Source organism: Jeotgalicoccus sp. FSL K6-3177, from assembly GCF_038050175.1.
Classification (GTDB): Bacteria; Bacillota; Bacilli; order Staphylococcales; family Salinicoccaceae; genus Jeotgalicoccus; species Jeotgalicoccus nanhaiensis.
The window spans coordinates 372,986-389,728 of the sequence record NZ_JBBOSK010000001.1 but is presented as its reverse complement, the minus strand read 5'-3'; the positions used below and the strand labels follow the sequence as shown (position 1 = coordinate 389,728).

At 44.7% G+C, this 16,743-nt stretch carries 12 protein-coding genes, 6 tRNA genes and 3 rRNA genes; 2 read left to right on the top strand and 19 right to left on the bottom strand.

Translation table 11 applies throughout. The features are described from left to right. Nucleotides 1–316: 316 nt before the first annotated feature. Nucleotides 317–511 carry a YwbE family protein gene (locus MHH58_RS02010; RefSeq protein WP_115885925.1) on the bottom strand — a complete coding sequence of 65 codons (195 nt, stop codon included), beginning with the start codon at nucleotides 509–511 and terminating at the stop codon, nucleotides 317–319. Nucleotides 512–679: 168 nt separating this feature from the next. On the opposite strand from MHH58_RS02010, the gene MHH58_RS02005 reads away from it, so the two are divergent. Next, nucleotides 680–1,213: a metal-dependent hydrolase gene (locus tag MHH58_RS02005; protein WP_341344869.1), complete on the top strand. Its 534-nt coding sequence runs from the start codon at nucleotides 680–682 to the stop codon at nucleotides 1,211–1,213. A gap of 50 nt (nucleotides 1,214–1,263) precedes the next feature. Here the strand turns inward: MHH58_RS02005 and fdhA are convergent, their stop codons facing one another. The 6 genes from fdhA to MHH58_RS01975 all read right to left on the bottom strand — a co-directional run bounded on the left by fdhA (nucleotide 1,264) and on the right by MHH58_RS01975 (nucleotide 7,231). Continuing rightward, nucleotides 1,264–2,478 carry a formaldehyde dehydrogenase, glutathione-independent gene (fdhA, locus tag MHH58_RS02000; protein ID WP_341344868.1) on the bottom strand — a complete coding sequence of 405 codons (1,215 nt, stop codon included), beginning with the start codon at nucleotides 2,476–2,478 and terminating at the stop codon, nucleotides 1,264–1,266. A 30-nt stretch (nucleotides 2,479–2,508) separates the two neighbouring features. After that, complete coding sequence (locus MHH58_RS01995) at nucleotides 2,509–2,925, bottom strand: GlcG/HbpS family heme-binding protein (RefSeq protein WP_341344867.1); 417 nt, start codon at nucleotides 2,923–2,925, stop codon at nucleotides 2,509–2,511. Nucleotides 2,926–3,131: 206 nt separating this feature from the next. Then, the gene (glmM, locus tag MHH58_RS01990) at nucleotides 3,132–4,484 is read right to left on the bottom strand and encodes a phosphoglucosamine mutase (RefSeq protein ID WP_341344866.1); all 1,353 of its coding nucleotides are present in this window, start codon (nucleotides 4,482–4,484) and stop codon (nucleotides 3,132–3,134) included. A gap of 24 nt (nucleotides 4,485–4,508) precedes the next feature. After that, nucleotides 4,509–5,456 (bottom strand): CdaR family protein, encoded by a 948-nt coding sequence (locus MHH58_RS01985; protein WP_135098492.1) that lies wholly within the window; start codon nucleotides 5,454–5,456, stop codon nucleotides 4,509–4,511. Continuing rightward, the gene (gene cdaA, locus MHH58_RS01980) at nucleotides 5,443–6,264 is read right to left on the bottom strand and encodes a diadenylate cyclase CdaA (RefSeq protein ID WP_135098494.1); all 822 of its coding nucleotides are present in this window, start codon (nucleotides 6,262–6,264) and stop codon (nucleotides 5,443–5,445) included. Before cdaA ends, MHH58_RS01985 begins: the two co-directional genes overlap by 14 nt. A gap of 22 nt (nucleotides 6,265–6,286) precedes the next feature. Continuing rightward, complete coding sequence (locus MHH58_RS01975; RefSeq protein WP_341344865.1) at nucleotides 6,287–7,231, bottom strand: helix-turn-helix transcriptional regulator; 945 nt, start codon at nucleotides 7,229–7,231, stop codon at nucleotides 6,287–6,289. 143 nt (nucleotides 7,232–7,374) lie between these two features. On the opposite strand from MHH58_RS01975, the gene MHH58_RS01970 reads away from it, so the two are divergent. Next, nucleotides 7,375–7,833 carry an ArsR/SmtB family transcription factor gene (locus MHH58_RS01970; protein ID WP_341344864.1) on the top strand — a complete coding sequence of 153 codons (459 nt, stop codon included), beginning with the start codon at nucleotides 7,375–7,377 and terminating at the stop codon, nucleotides 7,831–7,833. A 14-nt stretch (nucleotides 7,834–7,847) separates the two neighbouring features. On the opposite strand, the gene rocF is transcribed toward MHH58_RS01970, so the two are convergent. The 12 genes from rocF to MHH58_RS01910 all read right to left on the bottom strand — a co-directional run bounded on the left by rocF (nucleotide 7,848) and on the right by MHH58_RS01910 (nucleotide 16,688). After that, a complete protein-coding gene (gene rocF / locus MHH58_RS01965) occupies nucleotides 7,848–8,759 on the bottom strand; it encodes an arginase (protein WP_341344863.1) in 912 nt (303 codons plus the stop codon). A 134-nt stretch (nucleotides 8,760–8,893) separates the two neighbouring features. Then, nucleotides 8,894–8,966, bottom strand: a tRNA-Lys gene (locus tag MHH58_RS01960). A gap of 10 nt (nucleotides 8,967–8,976) precedes the next feature. Further along, a tRNA-Gln gene (locus MHH58_RS01955) sits at nucleotides 8,977–9,048 on the bottom strand. A 7-nt stretch (nucleotides 9,049–9,055) separates the two neighbouring features. Further along, a tRNA-Tyr gene (locus tag MHH58_RS01950) sits at nucleotides 9,056–9,139 on the bottom strand. Between the two features lie 10 nt (nucleotides 9,140–9,149). Continuing rightward, a tRNA-Val gene (locus tag MHH58_RS01945) sits at nucleotides 9,150–9,222 on the bottom strand. Between the two features lie 22 nt (nucleotides 9,223–9,244). After that, nucleotides 9,245–9,319 (bottom strand) — tRNA-Glu (locus tag MHH58_RS01940). A 12-nt stretch (nucleotides 9,320–9,331) separates the two neighbouring features. After that, nucleotides 9,332–9,406, bottom strand: a tRNA-Asn gene (locus MHH58_RS01935). Nucleotides 9,407–9,424: 18 nt separating this feature from the next. After that, a 5S ribosomal RNA gene (gene rrf / locus MHH58_RS01930) occupies nucleotides 9,425–9,539 on the bottom strand. Between the two features lie 81 nt (nucleotides 9,540–9,620). After that, nucleotides 9,621–12,509, bottom strand: a 23S ribosomal RNA gene (locus tag MHH58_RS01925). Between the two features lie 214 nt (nucleotides 12,510–12,723). Beyond that, a 16S ribosomal RNA gene (locus MHH58_RS01920) occupies nucleotides 12,724–14,274 on the bottom strand. Together the 16S, 23S and 5S rRNA genes with 6 tRNA genes alongside form the textbook arrangement of a ribosomal RNA operon. A gap of 594 nt (nucleotides 14,275–14,868) precedes the next feature. Next, nucleotides 14,869–15,642, bottom strand: coding sequence for a KinB-signaling pathway activation protein (locus MHH58_RS01915; RefSeq protein WP_135097965.1), 774 nt, complete (start codon nucleotides 15,640–15,642; stop codon nucleotides 14,869–14,871). Further along, a complete protein-coding gene (locus MHH58_RS01910) occupies nucleotides 15,639–16,688 on the bottom strand; it encodes an Mrp/NBP35 family ATP-binding protein (RefSeq protein WP_341344862.1) in 1,050 nt (349 codons plus the stop codon). Before MHH58_RS01910 ends, MHH58_RS01915 begins: the two co-directional genes overlap by 4 nt. Between the last annotated feature and the right edge of the window lie 55 nt (nucleotides 16,689–16,743).

The window sequence follows — 16,743 nt, the reverse complement described above, 5'->3', positions numbered from 1 at the left end:
AGAATAAAATTGTAATTTATTTTTTTCCTTATTACAAGATTTTTTTACCTTTTAATGGTAAAAAATATATTCAAGAGAAGATTTTTGTTTCTATTTTCGTTTTGAATGACAGTGTGACTTTCTTGATGTCAGTCAAAGCTGTTTATCGGACACTGTCAATTTCACGGTGTCCGACAAATACGGTTATCAGACACTGTCAATTTCACGGTGTCCGACAAATACGGTTATCGGACACCATCAGCAACCAGCAGCCCCATAATCCTCGCTTATAACAAAAAAACAGGAACGATTTATCATTCATTCCCGCTTCAATCACTTATTCAATTATTTCCTTCACTCTGCCGACTGTGCCGTCTTCGAGCTTCACTTTAATACCGTGATGGTGATTTGCAGAGTTCGTTAGTATTCTTGCTACAACGCCCTCGGTCAATTCACCGCTTCTCTGGTGATGTTTCTGCACAACTTTCACTGTGCTGCCGACTTTAATGTCTGCTCTTTTTGTTCCGTCCATAATGATTCTCCTCTTTTATATTCATTTAAATCAATAATAACATGTTCACCTTAATTTTATCTCACCGCCCTCGGCTTACGGACTTAACATTAACTAATATTTGTTCAGAAAAAGTTATATTTATGTCAAAAAAAGTGTTATAATATACAGGTCAGAGGAGGTCACATCATGAAAGGTAAAACTCATATCATCGGTGGTGTCGCATCCAGTCTGGCAGTCGCTCATTTTACATACGCCGATCCGGTTTTATTAATTGGCGCCGGTATTGCGGGGTCTTTAATTCCCGATATTTGCCACGGCGGCAGCAAGATTGGCAAGACGTTTCCGTTGCTCTCGAAGTTAATTAACTTCGTTTTCGGTCATCGTTCTTTTACACACAGCCTGCTGTTTATCGTACTGATTGCTTTTCTTGTCGATTACTTCTTTCCGAATGACGCGTTAAAGCTCGGTTTGATTACGGGCATGATCAGTCATTACCTATTGGATATGGCAACTAAAAGCGGCATTCAGCTGTTTTTCCCGATAAACTTCAAGGTCAGATTCCCCATTACTACCCGCACGGGCAGTTTTGCTGAAAATATTATTTTCAGCCTGCTGTGTCTCGTTTCATTATATTTTGGTTTTCAGGTTTTAGGTGTATACATATTTAATTTTATTAATGATTTTAATATGGGAGAGTTTTTAGCTGCACCAGCATATTAAAATCATACATAAAAAGCGAAGCCGGAGACTCGGCTTCGCTTTTACTATATTTATTTCAGCATTCCGTGCGGGTCAATCACAAACTTTTTAGCAACACCGCTGTCGAAGTCTTTATATCCTCCCGGCGCCTCATCCAGACTGATAACAGTTGCATTGACTGCTTTTGCTATTTGCGCCTGTCCTGAAAGTACAGCTCTCATTAAATCTCTGTTATACTTCATCGCAGGTGTCTGTCCAGTTGCAAAGCTGTGTGCTTTTGCCCAGCCGAGCCCAAATCTTACTTTCAGCGACCCTGTCTGCGCATCTTTGTCTGAAGCACCTGGATCCTCTGTTACATAGAGGCCGGGAATACCGAGCCCGCCGCCTGCCTGAGTAACATCCATAATCGTGTTCAGCACCTGTGCCGGTTTTTCTTCAGCTCCTTCACCGTGACCGGATGCTTCAAAGCCTACCGCATCGACAGAGCAATCCACTTCCGGCACACCAAGAAGCTGCTCAATCTGTTCGCCGAGCCTGTCATGTTTAGTGAGATTGACAGTGTCGCAGCCAAAACTCTCTGCCTGTTTCAGTCTGTCATCTTTCATGTCACCAACGATTACTCTCGAAGCTCCGAGCAATTGAGCAGAATGAGCTGCCGCCAGTCCTACCGGACCTGCACCTGCGATATATACTGTAGAGCCTGTTCTTACTCCCGCCGTGTACGCACCGTGATATCCTGTAGGAAAAATATCCGACAGCATTGTCAAATCGAGTATTTTCTCCATAGCTTGTTCTTTATCAGGAAATACAAGTAACTGGAAATCTGCATAAGGCACCATAACATTCTCAGACTGGCCGCCTACCCAGCCGCCCATATCCACATAACCGTAAGCTGCCCCCGGTCTTTCAGGGTTAACATTTGTACAAATATGTGTCTTCTGCTCCCGGCACATTACGCAGCGTCCGCAGGCAATATTAAATGGTACAGAAGCGATGTCTCCTTTTTTTACAAACTCAACATCTCTGCCGACTTCAATAACTTCACCTGTAATTTCATGTCCGAGTACCAGACCCTCCGGTGCTGTTGTTCTACCTCTGACCATATGCTGGTCACTGCCGCAGATGTTCGTTGTAATGACTTTCAATATGACACCGTGCTCGCATTTACGTCCCACGTTCGACTTAGGTACTCCCGGTCCGTCTCTTAAGACCAGATCCGGATATTTAATATCCTGCACTTCTACGCTGCCGTTTCCCGTGTACACTACGCCGCGATTTCCCTGCATAATACCCCTCCTATTGTTTTAAGCTGTCTCTTACAAATCCTCTGCTTCAAACACTTTAACACCGGCTTCCGCAACTTTTACGTCGTTCTCTACACTGCTGCCGCTGACTCCGATTGCCCCTGCTACTTTTCCGTCTTTCTCCAGAGGGAAACCGCCTCCGAAAACAACGATTCGTCCCTGATTGGTCGTGTTCAATCCGTAAAGTTCCGCCTTCGGAACTGTTGCTTCTGCCAGATCTGAAGTCGGCATTTTCAGAGCAACAGAAGTCCATGCTTTGTTCTCGGCAATATCAACACTCGCCAGCCACGCATCATCCATTCGGTGGCTTGCCACCAGGTTTCCCCCTTCGTCCAGTACTGTAATCACCATCTGCACACCAATATTCGAAGCTTCTTCTTCCGCAGCTGCAATGAGTTTTTTCGCTGTTGCCAAGTTAATTCCGGCCATTAAAATTTCTCCTCCCATGAAAAATTTAAATGATATTAGCAGCCTCATCCCGGGCTCGGTTATATGCTTTTACTAATTTAAATAATTTTATCAGCTTCGTTAACCCAATATTATCCCGGACTGAATTTTCAGTCAATAAAAGTGATACGCTATAATTGATATAAAAAAACATCATTCCTTTTTGGGAATGATGTTTGAGTTTATATTTATTTGTCGAGTCCCATTTCAGCTGCTACAACTTCCGCAATTTCCTGGCTGTAGCTGGCTGCAAGTTCTTCCGTTTCAGCTTCCACCATCACACGGACAAGCGGTTCAGTTCCCGAAGCTCGAACGAGAATACGTCCGTTGCCGGCCATACGCTCTTCTACATCAGCCATTACTTTCTTGACTGCTTCATTGTTCGTAACGTTATGCTTGTCGTTTACACGCACGTTTACTAGCTCCTGAGGGAACGTCTCTACCATTGTTGCAAGCTCACTCATTTTCTTACCTGATTCTTTAACAATTGCCGCTAAATGAATACCTGTTAACAATCCGTCACCTGTCGTGTTATAATCCATCATCACGATATGGCCTGACTGTTCACCGCCTAATGAATAGCCGCCTTCACGCATTTCAGCTACAACATATCTGTCGCCGACCTTGGTTTTATCGGATTTCATGCCGTGTTCTTCAAGCGCTTTATAGAATCCTAGGTTACTCATCACCGTTGAAACAACTGTGTCGTCTTTCAGTTCACCTTTTTCTTTTAATGACCGGGCAAGGATAAACATAATCTTATCGCCGTCGACGATCTCTCCTTTTTCATCCACTGCAATAATGCGGTCCCCGTCGCCGTCGAAGGCAAGGCCGAAATCGCACTTTTCTTCTTTAACGAGCTCCTGGAGTTTTTCAGGATGTGTTGAACCTACGCCTGCATTTATGTTAGTGCCATCCGGACTGCTTCCGACTGTCGCTGTATCTGCTTCCAAATCGCCGAATAAGTACGGCCCTAAGTGATACGTCGAACCATGTGCACCGTCAAGACCAATTTTCAGTCCTTCAAAGTCAGTATCGATTGTTGATTTCAAGTAGCTTAAGTATTTTTGTCCGCCTTCAAAGTAATCTGAAATTGTGCCGACTGAAACACCTGTCGGTCTTGGCAGATTATCTTCTTTGCTGTCTAAGAGCGCTTCAATTTCAGCTTCCTGTTCATCAGTCAGCTTGAAACCGTCCGGGCCGAAGAATTTAATACCGTTATCTTCAACCGGATTATGCGACGCAGAGATCATTACTCCTGCATTTGCTTCCATATCCTTAGTCAGGTAAGCAACTCCCGGCGTTGAAATGACGCCTAAACGCATGACTTCGGCACCGATTGATAATAGTCCTGCGATGAGCGCAGATTCCAGCATTTCTCCTGAAATACGCGTATCTTTCCCAACTAACACGCGTGGATGCTCTTCGCCTTTTTCAAGTAGAGCGTAACCGCCAAAACGGCCTAATTTAAATGCCAGTTCCGGTGTTAATCCTTCGTTTGCAATACCTCTAACTCCATCTGTCCCAAAATACTTTCCCATAATAATCTCCTTTTTAAGCAGCAATTATTCGTCTTTTTCTATCGTGACATCCGCTTCGAGTACAGCAGGTTCACTTTTTGTTACATTTTCAGGTAAATCAAGCCGGACATCTTTTGTGCCCGATGACGACATTCCTTCAACATCCACTTCCGCATTGACAGATGTTATCGAATTTAATGTTTCACTGTCACCATATATTTCAATTGTATCATGATTTAATTCCACTTCCGACAATGTTCTGCCATCTGCTGTCTCACCGGCCGTTTCAAGATGGACAGGTACTTCCTTGCTGAGTTCTTCAACGTCAATCTCGATTCTTACTGTCGATGGTTCTATACTTACATCCAGTTTATTATACTGGGCGTCGAAGGCACTGACTTCAGCTTCTTCAACACGCTCGTTTGTAATACTTGAAGTATCCGACATCATAGCGCGCACGTATTGTATCCGGTTCATCGTACTCTCGCCGCCGCTGACGGTTACTGTTGACGGCTCAACGTTCACCGTGTCGAGCTGATAGCTCGAACCGATGCGGCCTTCGCTTACTTCTGCCTGAACTTCAAAAGTCTGGGAGACAAGATTTTGTATAGTCACATTAGCTGTCTCCGGCTGAACGGTGCTTGACACATTTTCAGGCAGGCCGTTCACTGTAAAGAATACTTCGTGTTCACCAGGTTCACGGTTTCTTAAATCTAAAATCACTTCAAAGTTACGCGTAGCCTGCAGGCGTTTAACGTTTGAATTCGCTCCGCCGAGCTCTACTGTTACTTCCTGCGGTACACCTGAAACGTAATACGACTCTTCGTCGTAAAGCACTTCGACAGGAATACCTTCAACAAATTGAGTATCGTCTTCAGTCGTGCTGTCATCGCTGAACAAGTTCATATCTTCAAATACATTATTTGCATTCACATACATAAACAGTGCAAGAAGTAATGCAACGATGCTCAGTCCCAATTTATTTTCGAGCAAACAGACCGCCTCCTTCTTTAGCACCGGCAGTAACAAGCCAATGTTTCTGAAGAAGTTCTTCCAGCTTCTCCAGAGTAATTTCTTTTGACATCTTGCCGCCGTATGTAACTGATACGTTACCTGTTTCTTCCGACACAATTATTGTAAATGCATCGGTCACTTCAGAAATTCCGACAGCCGCTCTGTGGCGGGTACCGAGATCCTTTGCAATCTTATTGCTTTCCGACAGCGGCAAGTAGCTTCCGGCTGTCGCGATTTTATCGCCCTGGATGATCATTGCCCCATCATGCAGAGGGGTGTTCGGAATAAAAATATTAATAAGCAGCTGAGAAGAAATTTCTGCATTTAACGGTACACCCGTCTCAATGTAATCCTTCAGCCCTGTTTCTTTTTCGAGCACAATCAACGCACCGATACGGCGTTTAGCCATGTAGCGTACTGCGGTCACCATATCCTGCCGCATTTTCTCATGCTCGCTGACATCGCTGCCGGCACTGCTTCTGAACAGGCTGCCCCGGCCAAGCTGTTCAAGCGCCCGTCTCAACTCGGGCTGGAAGATAACAATAACGGCCAGGAAACCCCATTGAAGCACCATATCGAACAGCTGTGTTGTCGTTGTTAAATCTAAAAAATTACTTAATGCCCGTCCAATAATTATGAAAAATATCCCTTTGATTAATTGTACAGCTTTTGTCCCTTTGATGACCGTCAGGATTAAATAAAAAACGTACCATATAATCACAATGTCAATAATGCTGGTTATAACAAATGATGTAGAGATATTATCAAAAAAGTTGGCTGTTTCCATAATGATTTTCCTTTCTATTATGTTATAAGCCACCTAATCTCCCGGTAAGTTCTTCGTACAGACTACCTATTTGCGGTATGCTGGAAAACTCCTTATCAGGCTCTGGTATTGCTTTTAATAATTGATCAGCTTCTTTTACTCTGTCGAGCTGCCACAGGCTGTATGCCCGCATAATGTCGATATCCGTTTCCCCGCTATCCGCAAGTTCCAGGACATCTTTATACCTTTCCAGCTTTAAGAGAAGCAGCATTTCAAACTTCTTCAGCTCTTCTTTTTTATAAGTAATGCTCAGCCTGGAAGATATCTCATGAATATCTTCAATCAGTCTGTGTGCAGTGTAATATTGTTTAAATATAATATAACATTTTACAAGTGCAAATCGTAATTTAATATCGGAAATATTCAATTCATCGAATTTAGTTAACAGATAAACTGTCTCTTCAAGTATATCTATCGCTTCGTCTATCGCTTCGTCTTCCATAAGCAGTTCTGCTTTTAACAGCACAGCGTTAACGTAATGCTGATTGACAGCGACTGTCGACAATTTCTCGAGCGCTTTATCAGTATGCAGTTTCGTACGTTTTAAATTCCCTTTAAATTTAAAATACCGTGCATAAATTAAATGAATTCTTCCACTGTCCGGCAGCGGCACATCTTCAATTAGTTCGTATTCCTTGTCGATAAAATATTTTACAACGTCGTAATCTTCATTGTCTACCTTTAATTCATAGTGGCCGATTTCCCGCAGTATTTCAAAATTATTATATTTAAAATGCGAGACTTCTGCCATAAAATCATTTACAGTACAATTCAGGCGCTTGCTCAACTTTACTAAAACGTTGGTGGATGGCTGGACGGTCCCTTTTTCTATCAAACTTAAATAAGTTCGGGAGATGATCCCGTCAGCCAGTTCTTCCTGGGTTAAATTATTATTATTTCTTATTTCTTTAATTCTTTGACCTATCATACTCATCCCCCTAAGTACTTAACATTTTAATAATACCAAATTCACAATTGTGTAACAAATATTCTCTTTTATTTAAAACCTGTTTAATTGACTCTATTTACATTTTACATGATAATAATGGAAAAAGTATATGGAGGACACTGATGGAAAAACTGCTTGTTATTAATGAGCTTGACCAGCTTAAAGCAATTAGCGATCCTTTCAGGCTGCAGCTGCTGTCCATGATGGCTGAAGAACCAAAAACCGGACAGATGCTTGCCGATGAACTTAATCTGCCGAGAGCAAAAATCCATTATCATTTAAACCAGATGCTGACCCATAATATTATAGCCCTTGCGCATACTGTTGAGAAAAACAGTATTACCCAGAAGTTCTACCGGCCGGCTGCAGAAACAATTGTGCCTTCTATCAATATTTTTAATTTAAACGCGAAAAACTCTGTTTCGTCCTCTGAATCCTATAATTTTAAACTTACTAATGACGAGTTTATAAAATTAACCCGCAAACTAGATGAACTGTCAGTGAAAGAAAGGGAAAAAAAAGAAACAGCTACTGCTGATGAGTACGCTGTTTACATGATGAAAATAATGAAAGAAGCCTGAAGAGGCTTCTTTTTTTATAACTGGCTCTGACCAAATATGTACTCCGCAATTTTTACTGCTTTCTCTGCTGTATCATTACCGTTATCAAGGAGCGGATTGACTTCAACTAAATCTGCTGAAACAAGCAGTTCAGTTTTGCTCAGTATATTTAATCCGAGCAGCATTTCCGATAAAAATATCCCTCCTGCAACTTTCGTTCCGGTTCCTTGAATCTCCAGCGGATCGAGACTGTCCACATCGAGCGACAGATGTATTCCGTCGCAGTCCTGCAGATACTTAAGAGACTTCGTTATGACAACGTCGAGCCCGAGTCTTTCAACATCACTCATCGTATAGCATTTAATACCGTGCTCTTTAATATAAGTCTTCTCGCCGGAGTCAAGATCACGCACCCCGATCAAAACAATATTCTCATGTTTCAGCTTCGCACCCTCATGATGAATATTAACGAGCTCTTCACTGCCTTCTCCGAGCAGCACACCGAGAGGCATGCCGTGTATATTTCCGCTCGGCGATGTTTCACTGTTATTGATATCTCCGTGAGCATCTATCCACAGTACCCCGAGATTATTATATTTGTTTGCCATACCGCTTATTGAACCGATTGACAGGCTGTGATCACCGCCGACAATAAATGGAAAATGATTACGGTTTAATGACGCTTCAACAGTGCTTGCCAGCCGTTCGCTGAAATCTTTAACCTGTTCAAAATTGATTAGTCCTTCATCATTTTTAATATCGTGTGTCCCGTATTCAGGACGATAGCTGCCGTATACATTTCCTAGATCAGCTACATCGTGACCAAGCTCGGATAAATGTTTCTTCAAACCGCAAAAGCGCACCGCATCCGGACCCAAAGATACCCCTAACTTTGGCTGTCCAAATGCTGTAGGCGCGCCGATGATGTCTATTTTAACCACTGACATCCCTCCCAAAACTATTCCTTTGTCTATTTACAATATACTAAAGAAAGCGCTTTTATACAAGGCTTTATAAATATAAATAAAAACTAAATTTATGTATAAAAAAAGAACACTTACCATTTGTAAGTGTTCTGCGATGAGCCATGCAGGATTCGAACCTGCGACCCTCTGATTAAAAGTCAGATGCTCTACCAACTGAGCTAATGGCTCCAATTATAAACTGGGCTGGAAGGATTCGAACCTTCGCGTCACGAGACCAAAACCCGTTGCCTTACCGCTTGGCTACAGCCCAAAATCTATGGTGGAAGGGGGCAGATTCGAACTGCCGAACCCGAAGGAGCGGATTTACAGTCCGCCGCGTTTAGCCACTTCGCTACCCTTCCGGACAAAAAATGGAGAATGACGGGCTCGAACCGCCGACCCTCTGCTTGTAAGGCAGATGCTCTCCCAGCTGAGCTAATTCTCCATATTGAACTATATAATTAAAATGGTGACCCGTACGGGACTCGAACCCGTGTTACCGCCGTGAAAGGGCGGTGTCTTAACCGCTTGACCAACGGGCCAAAACATAAAAATGGCTCCACAGGTAGGACTCGAACCTACGACCGATCGGTTAACAGCCGATAGCTCTACCACTGAGCTACTGTGGAATAATCATTAAAATATTAGCCTGGCAGCGTCCTACTCTTGCGGGACGTCAGTCCAACTACCATCGGCGCTGGAGAGCTTAACTGCTGTGTTCGACATGGGAACAGGTGTGGCCTCTCCGCCATCGCCGCCAGACTATTGAATGTCTGTACATTCAAAACCGGATAGAAGTATCGAGAAGAGTGAACGCACTCTTTAAATTTCTGGTCTTACTATTTGAATAAGTCATCGATGGATTAGTATTTGTCCGCTGAATGTGTTGCCACACTTACACGCCAAACCTATCAACCTCATAGTCTCTGAGGCATCTATTGGGGAAATCTCATCTTGAGGGGGGCTTCATGCTTAGATGCTTTCAGCATTTATCCCGTCCATACGTAGCTACCCAGCAATGCCGTTGGCACGACAACTGGTACACCAGTGGTATGTCCATCCCGGTCCTCTCGTACTAAGGACAGCGCCTCTCAAATTTCCTACGCCCACGACGGATAGGGACCGAACTGTCTCACGACGTTCTGAACCCAGCTCGCGTACCGCTTTAATGGGCGAACAGCCCAACCCTTGGGACCGACTACAGCCCCAGGATGCGATGAGCCGACATCGAGGTGCCAAACCTCCCCGTCGATGTGAACTCTTGGGGGAGATAAGCCTGTTATCCCCGGGGTAGCTTTTATCCGTTGAGCGATGGCCCTTCCATGCGGAACCACCGGATCACTAAGTCCGTCTTTCGACCCTGCTCGACTTGTAGGTCTCGCAGTCAAGCACCCTTATGCCTTTACACTCTGTGAATGATTTCCAACCATTCTGAGGGTACCTTTGAGCGCCTCCGTTACTCTTTAGGAGGCGACCGCCCCAGTCAAACTGTCCATCTGACACTGTCTCCCAGCCGGATCACGGCTGCGGGTTAGAATCTCAACCACACCAGGGTGGTATCCCACCAGTGCCTCCACATAGACTGACGTCCATGCTTCTTAGGCTCCCACCTATCCTGTACAGGTGGAGTCAAGATTCAATATCAAATTACAGTAAAGCTCCACGGGGTCTTTCCGTCCTGTCGCGGGTAACCTGCATCTTCACAGGTACTATGATTTCACCGAGCCTCTCGTTGAGACAGTGCCCAAATCGTTACGCCTTTCGTGCGGGTCAGAACTTACCTGACAAGGAATTTCGCTACCTTAGGACCGTTATAGTTACGGCCGCCGTTTACTGGGGCTTCAATTCGTACCTTCGCTTGCGCTAAGCACTCCTCTTAACCTTCCAGCACCGGGCAGGCGTCAGCCCCTATACGTCACCTTTCGGTTTGGCAGAGACCTGTGTTTTTGGTAAACAGTCGCTTGGGCCTATTCACTGCGGCTTATATTTCTATAAGCACCCCTTCTCCCGAAGTTACGGGGTCATTTTGCCGAGTTCCTTAACGAGAGTTCGCTCGCTCACCTTAGAATTCTCTTCCCAACTACCTGTGTCGGTTTACGGTACGGGCAGTCTGATTACTTGCTAGAAGCTTTTCTTGGCAGTGTGAGTCCGTATGCTTCGCCTACTATTTTCGGCTCCCCGTCAACACTCAGCCGTCACGCATGCCGGATTTGCCTGGCATGCAGCCTTGTGCCTTGGACGCGCTCTTCCTTCCGCGCGCTCATCTTTTCCTACTGCGTCACTCCATCACTCAAATGCAATCTAACTGGTACAGGAATTTCTACCTGTTGTCCATCGCCTACGCTTTTCGCCTCGGCTTAGGTCCCGACTTACCCAGAGCGGACGAGCCTACCTCTGGAAACCTTAGTCGTTCGGTGGACGGGATTCTCACCCGTCTTTCGCTACTCACACCGGCATTCTCACTTCTAAGCGCTCCACATGTCCTCCCGGTCATGCTTCGCCGCACTTAGAACGCTCTCCTACCATTAAAATAAATTTTAATCCACAGTTTCGGTAATATGTTTAGCCCCGGTACATTTTCGGCGCAGCGTCACTTGACTAGTGAGCTATTACGCACTCTTTAAATGATGGCTGCTTCTAAGCCAACATCCTAGTTGTCTGTGCAACGCCACATCCTTTTCCACTTAACATATATTTGGGGACCTTAACTGGTGGTCTGGGCTGTTTCCCTCTCGACAATGGACCTTATCACCCACTGTCTGACTCCCATACATCACATCTGTGGCATTCGGAGTTTGTCTGAACTCGGTAACCCGGGATGGGCCCCTCATCCAAACAGTGCTCTACCTCCACGATGCTAATATGAGGCTATACCTAAATATATTTCGGAGAGAACGAGCTATCTCCAGGTTCGATTGGAATTTCACCCCTACCCACAACTCATCCGGTCACTTTTCAACGTAAGTCGGTTCGGCCCTCCATTCAGTGTTACCTGAACTTCAGCCTGGTCATGGGTAGATCACCTGGTTTCGCGTCTACAAACATATACTCATTCGCCCTGTTCAGACTCGCTTTCGCTGCGGCTCCACATCTACTGCTTAACCTTGCATATATTCGTAACTCGCCGGTTCATTCTACAAAAGGCACGCCATCACCCTTTAACGGGCTCTGACTACTTGTAAGCGCACGGTTTCAGGTTCTATTTCACTCCCCTCCCGGGGTGCTTTTCACCTTTCCCTCACGGTACTGGTTCACTATCGGTTACCAAGGAGTATTTAGCCTTGGGAGATGGTCCTCCCGGATTCCGGCGGAATTCCTCGTGTTCCGCCGTACTCAGGATACATTCTAAATCTATCAACCTTTTAACTACGGGACTCTTACCCCCTGCGGTTGGCCTTCCCAGACCATTCGTCTAAGTCTTTAGATCCGTTGTGAATGTCCTACAACCCCAGCCGAAGCTGGTTTGGGCTCTTCCCCGTTCGCTCGCCGCTACTTAGGGAATCGATTTTTCTTTCTCTTCCTCTGGATACTAAGATGTTTCAGTTCTCCAGGTGTCCTCCAACAGCGCTATGTATTCACGCTGTGGTAATACCTCGCGGTATTGGGTTTCCCCATTCGGAAATCTCCGGTTCATCGCTTACTTACAGCTCCCCGAAGCATATCGGTGTTTGTTCCGTCCTTCATCGGCTCTTGGTACCTAGGCATCCGCCGTGCGCCCTTCACTACTTAATCGTAATGAAATTTGTGTGAGTGTATCTTTTAGATACGTTTGCGTTCTCGCTTTCATTTCGTTTGCTCGATTTGAAATCGTTTTACTCTTCTCTTTACTTCTATACGGTTTTCAATGTACATGACTGAATATCTCATAAAGAAACATTCAAAACTGAATACAATATGTCAACGGCTCCGATATTCATCTCAAAAGAGATGTCCGTAATATCCTTAGAAAGGAGGTGATCCAGCCGCACCTTCCGATACGGCTACCTTGTTACGACTTCACCCCAATTATCAATCCCACCTTTGACGGCTGCCTCCATAAAGGTTGGCCCACCGGCTTCAGGTGTTATCGACTTTCGTGGTGTGACGGGCGGTGTGTACAAGACCCGGGAACGTATTCACCGTAGCATGCTGATCTACGATTACTAGCGATTCCAGCTTCATGGAGTCGAGTTGCAGACTCCAATCCGAACTGAGAACAGTTTTATGGGATTCGCTTGGCCTCGCGGCGTCGCTGCCCTTTGTAACCTGTCCATTGTAGCACGTGTGTAGCCCAAATCATAAGGGGCATGATGATTTGACGTCGTCCCCACCTTCCTCCGGTTTGTCACCGGCAGTCAGTCTAGAGTGCCCAACTTAATGATGGCAACTAAACTTAAGGGTTGCGCTCGTTGCGGGACTTAACCCAACATCTCACGACACGAGCTGACGACAACCATGCACCACCTGTCACTCTGCCCCGAAGGGAAACCCTATCTCTAGGGCTGTCAGAGGATGTCAAGATTTGGTAAGGTTCTTCGCGTTGCTTCGAATTAAACCACATGCTCCACCGCTTGTGCGGGTCCCCGTCAATTCCTTTGAGTTTCAGCCTTGCGGCCGTACTCCCCAGGCGGAGTGCTTAATGCGTTAGCTGCAGCACTGAGGGGCGGAAACCCCCCAACACTTAGCACTCATCGTTTACGGCGTGGACTACCAGGGTATCTAATCCTGTTTGATCCCCACGCTTTCGCACCTCAGCGTCAGTTACAGACCAGAGAGCCGCCTTCGCCACTGGTGTTCCTCCATATCTCTGCGCATTTCACCGCTACACATGGAATTCCACTCTCCTCTTCTGTACTCAAGTAAAACAGTTTCCAATGACCCTCCCCGGTTGAGCCGGGGGCTTTCACATCAGACTTATTTTACCGCCTACGCGCGCTTTACGCCCAATAATTCCGGATAACGCTTGCCACCTACGTATTACCGCGGCTGCTGGCACGTAGTTAGCCGTGGCTTTCTGGTTAAGTACCGTCATCTCAAGGCCAGTTACTACCTCAAGTGTTCTTCCTTAACAACAGAGTTTTACGAGCCGAAACCCTTCATCACTCACGCGGCGTTGCTCCGTCAGACTTGCGTCCATTGCGGAAGATTCCCTACTGCTGCCTCCCGTAGGAGTCTGGGCCGTGTCTCAGTCCCAGTGTGGCCGATCACCCTCTCAGGTCGGCTATGCATCGTCGCCTTGGTGAGCCACTATCTCACCAACTAGCTAATGCACCGCAGGCCCATCCATGAGCGGCAGATAAATCCGCCTTTTAACTTAACTGCTTATGCAGAAAAGTCGTATCCGGTATTAGCTACCGTTTCCGGTAGTTATCCCAATCTCAAGGGTAGGTTGCCTACGTGTTACTCACCCGTCCGCCGCTCGATCATGAGGAGCAAGCTCCTCAATCTCGCGCTCGACTTGCATGTATTAGGCACGCCGCCAGCGTTCATCCTGAGCCAGGATCAAACTCTCCATGATTGGAGAACTTAAACTTAAGCTCTGTTGATACTGCTGACAGTATCTCGTTTGCGTTTCAATTGGTCGCCTCAATGTGTGCTCCTAGTTAATAGAAGACTTCTTTATTCGGAATTAAACGTTGACATATTGTCATTCAGTTTTCAATGTTCTTTGTGTTTTTTCAGGCAATCTCTGTGATTGCTTAAGTTATCTTAACATGTCTGTTTTTCAGATGCAACAACTTTTATTAAGTTTTTGTTAAGAATATAAAGTTTTGATTACGTCGCGTTTGAAGCGACCTTTATATCTTAGCACATTCAAGTTTCGAATGCAATAACTAATTTTAAGTGTTTGTTAAGTTTCTTTCGCGCCTTTCGACGACTTTCATATCATAACACGTCTGTTTTTCAGATGCAACAACTTTTTAACTTTTTATTAATCTTGTTAATTTTTGTTGCGTCGTGTTTTGACGACTTTTATATCTTACCAAGATACGGAGGAAAGGTCAACGCTTTTTATATATTAATTTTATATATTATAAAGAAAGACCGCAAAATCAGTATTCTGCGGTCTTTTTTCTTCTTATATAATTTTCTTCATAATATTTCTAACTCATTATTTCTTCTTATCCTGTTTCACAGCTTGCCGCGTTTTGTTTTTATAACCCATTTTCTCACGTGCTTTAATTTGGCTTTCTTCTTTCGTACGTTTTTCTTCCGCTTCTTTTTTGAGTTCTCTGCGTTTTTGCTCATTAATATCACTTCTCGTGATACGGCCTCTCTCTTCTTTTTCTTTTTGAGAGTCTTCTATATACTTCGGCAATCTGATCAGTTGATATGCGTTAGTCAGAATGACCGTAAATACTGAACGGTAAATCCAGTTAGTCTCTTCTACTGATATAAAAGGAAGTAATGTGAGTGAAGTCATAAAAATCATAAAGAACGCTGAAGCTATAAATACATTCGCCTTTGTGATTTTATTTTTATAATATGCAAAGCCTACTCCGGCTACTACGATTATAATAGGAATCCATACAAAGGACCATGTAGAACCGTGATCTATCCCAACCTGTCTGAAACGGAGATAGAACAAATCGAAAACTGCGTACATTATTAGAAGAATCTGTACATACGGCCAGGCTTTTCTGAATATTCCCATGCCAAGCGGATGGATGAATAAATATATATAGAAAACAACCTGACTGACTGTTGCTATTAACAGTCCGTAGCCGACCAGAAATATAAAGCCGGCAAAAAAGTCACCGAACTGGCCCTGGAACAAATATTTCGTAACAGTTTCGTATTCAGTTACCAGACTGATGGCGGTAGTTATAACCGCACCAATCATTAATGTAACAAAATAAAACTTAACTAAATACTTCGATGTCATTCAGCAGTGCCTCCGATCACTTTCTTCGCCATGTCTGTATAGACAGCACTGATTTCATCATCTTCATATACTGACGGTGCAAAATCTTCTTCATTCCATTTCGGCTGACCCAGCGGAAGCTGTCCTAATAACGGAGTATTTAATTCATCTGCGAGCTTCTGGCCGCCGCCTTTACCAAAGATATACTCTTTGTTTCCTGTTTCTTTACTTTCAAAGTAACTCATATTTTCCACCACGCCGATAATCTCGTGATCTGTATGCTGTGCCATTGCACCAGCTCTTGCTGCAACAAAAGCAGCAGTCGGGTGCGGTGTTGTAACGATGATTTCTTTACTGTGCGGCAGCATCTGGTGAATATCCAATGCCACATCACCGGTACCCGGCGGCAGGTCAAGCAGCAGATAATCCAGATCTCCCCACTTCACTTCTTCAAAGAAACTTGTCAGCATCTGGCCGAGCATCGGCCCTCTCCATATAACAGGCGTATTTTCTTCAACAAAGAAAGCCATGGAAATGACTTCGACACCAAATCTCTTTACTGGGATAATCGTTTCGCCGTCAAGTTCCGGACGTTCTGTAATACCCATCATATCCGGTACACTGAAACCGTATATATCGGCATCAATTAAACCGACTTTTTTGCCTTCTTTTGCAAGCGAAACTGCCAAGTTCACAGCAACTGTCGATTTACCAACGCCGCCTTTACCTGAAGCGACAGAAATAAATTCCGTCTTTCCGAGTGTAAAACCGCGTTCCATTGCACTGCTGCGTGTGGAACGGAATTTTTCAATTATTTCATCCGGCAGCTCTTCAAAACGCAGTCCGACACTGTCTGCACCCTCTTCTTTAAGCAGGCTGACGATTTTCATCTGCAGTTCCAATTGTTCCTGCCCGCCCTCGCGGCCAATTGCTATTTTAACACTGACGTGTTTTTTCTCTTCTTTAATACTAACTTGTAAAATCCCTTCGGTCTCACTGATCGGGACATTTAAAATCGGGTCGTTCAAATTTCCTACTAGTTCTCTTACCTGACTTTCAGTAATCATGTATATGCTCCTTCATTCGACTTAATTCCATTACCGTTAATAATAACACAACATC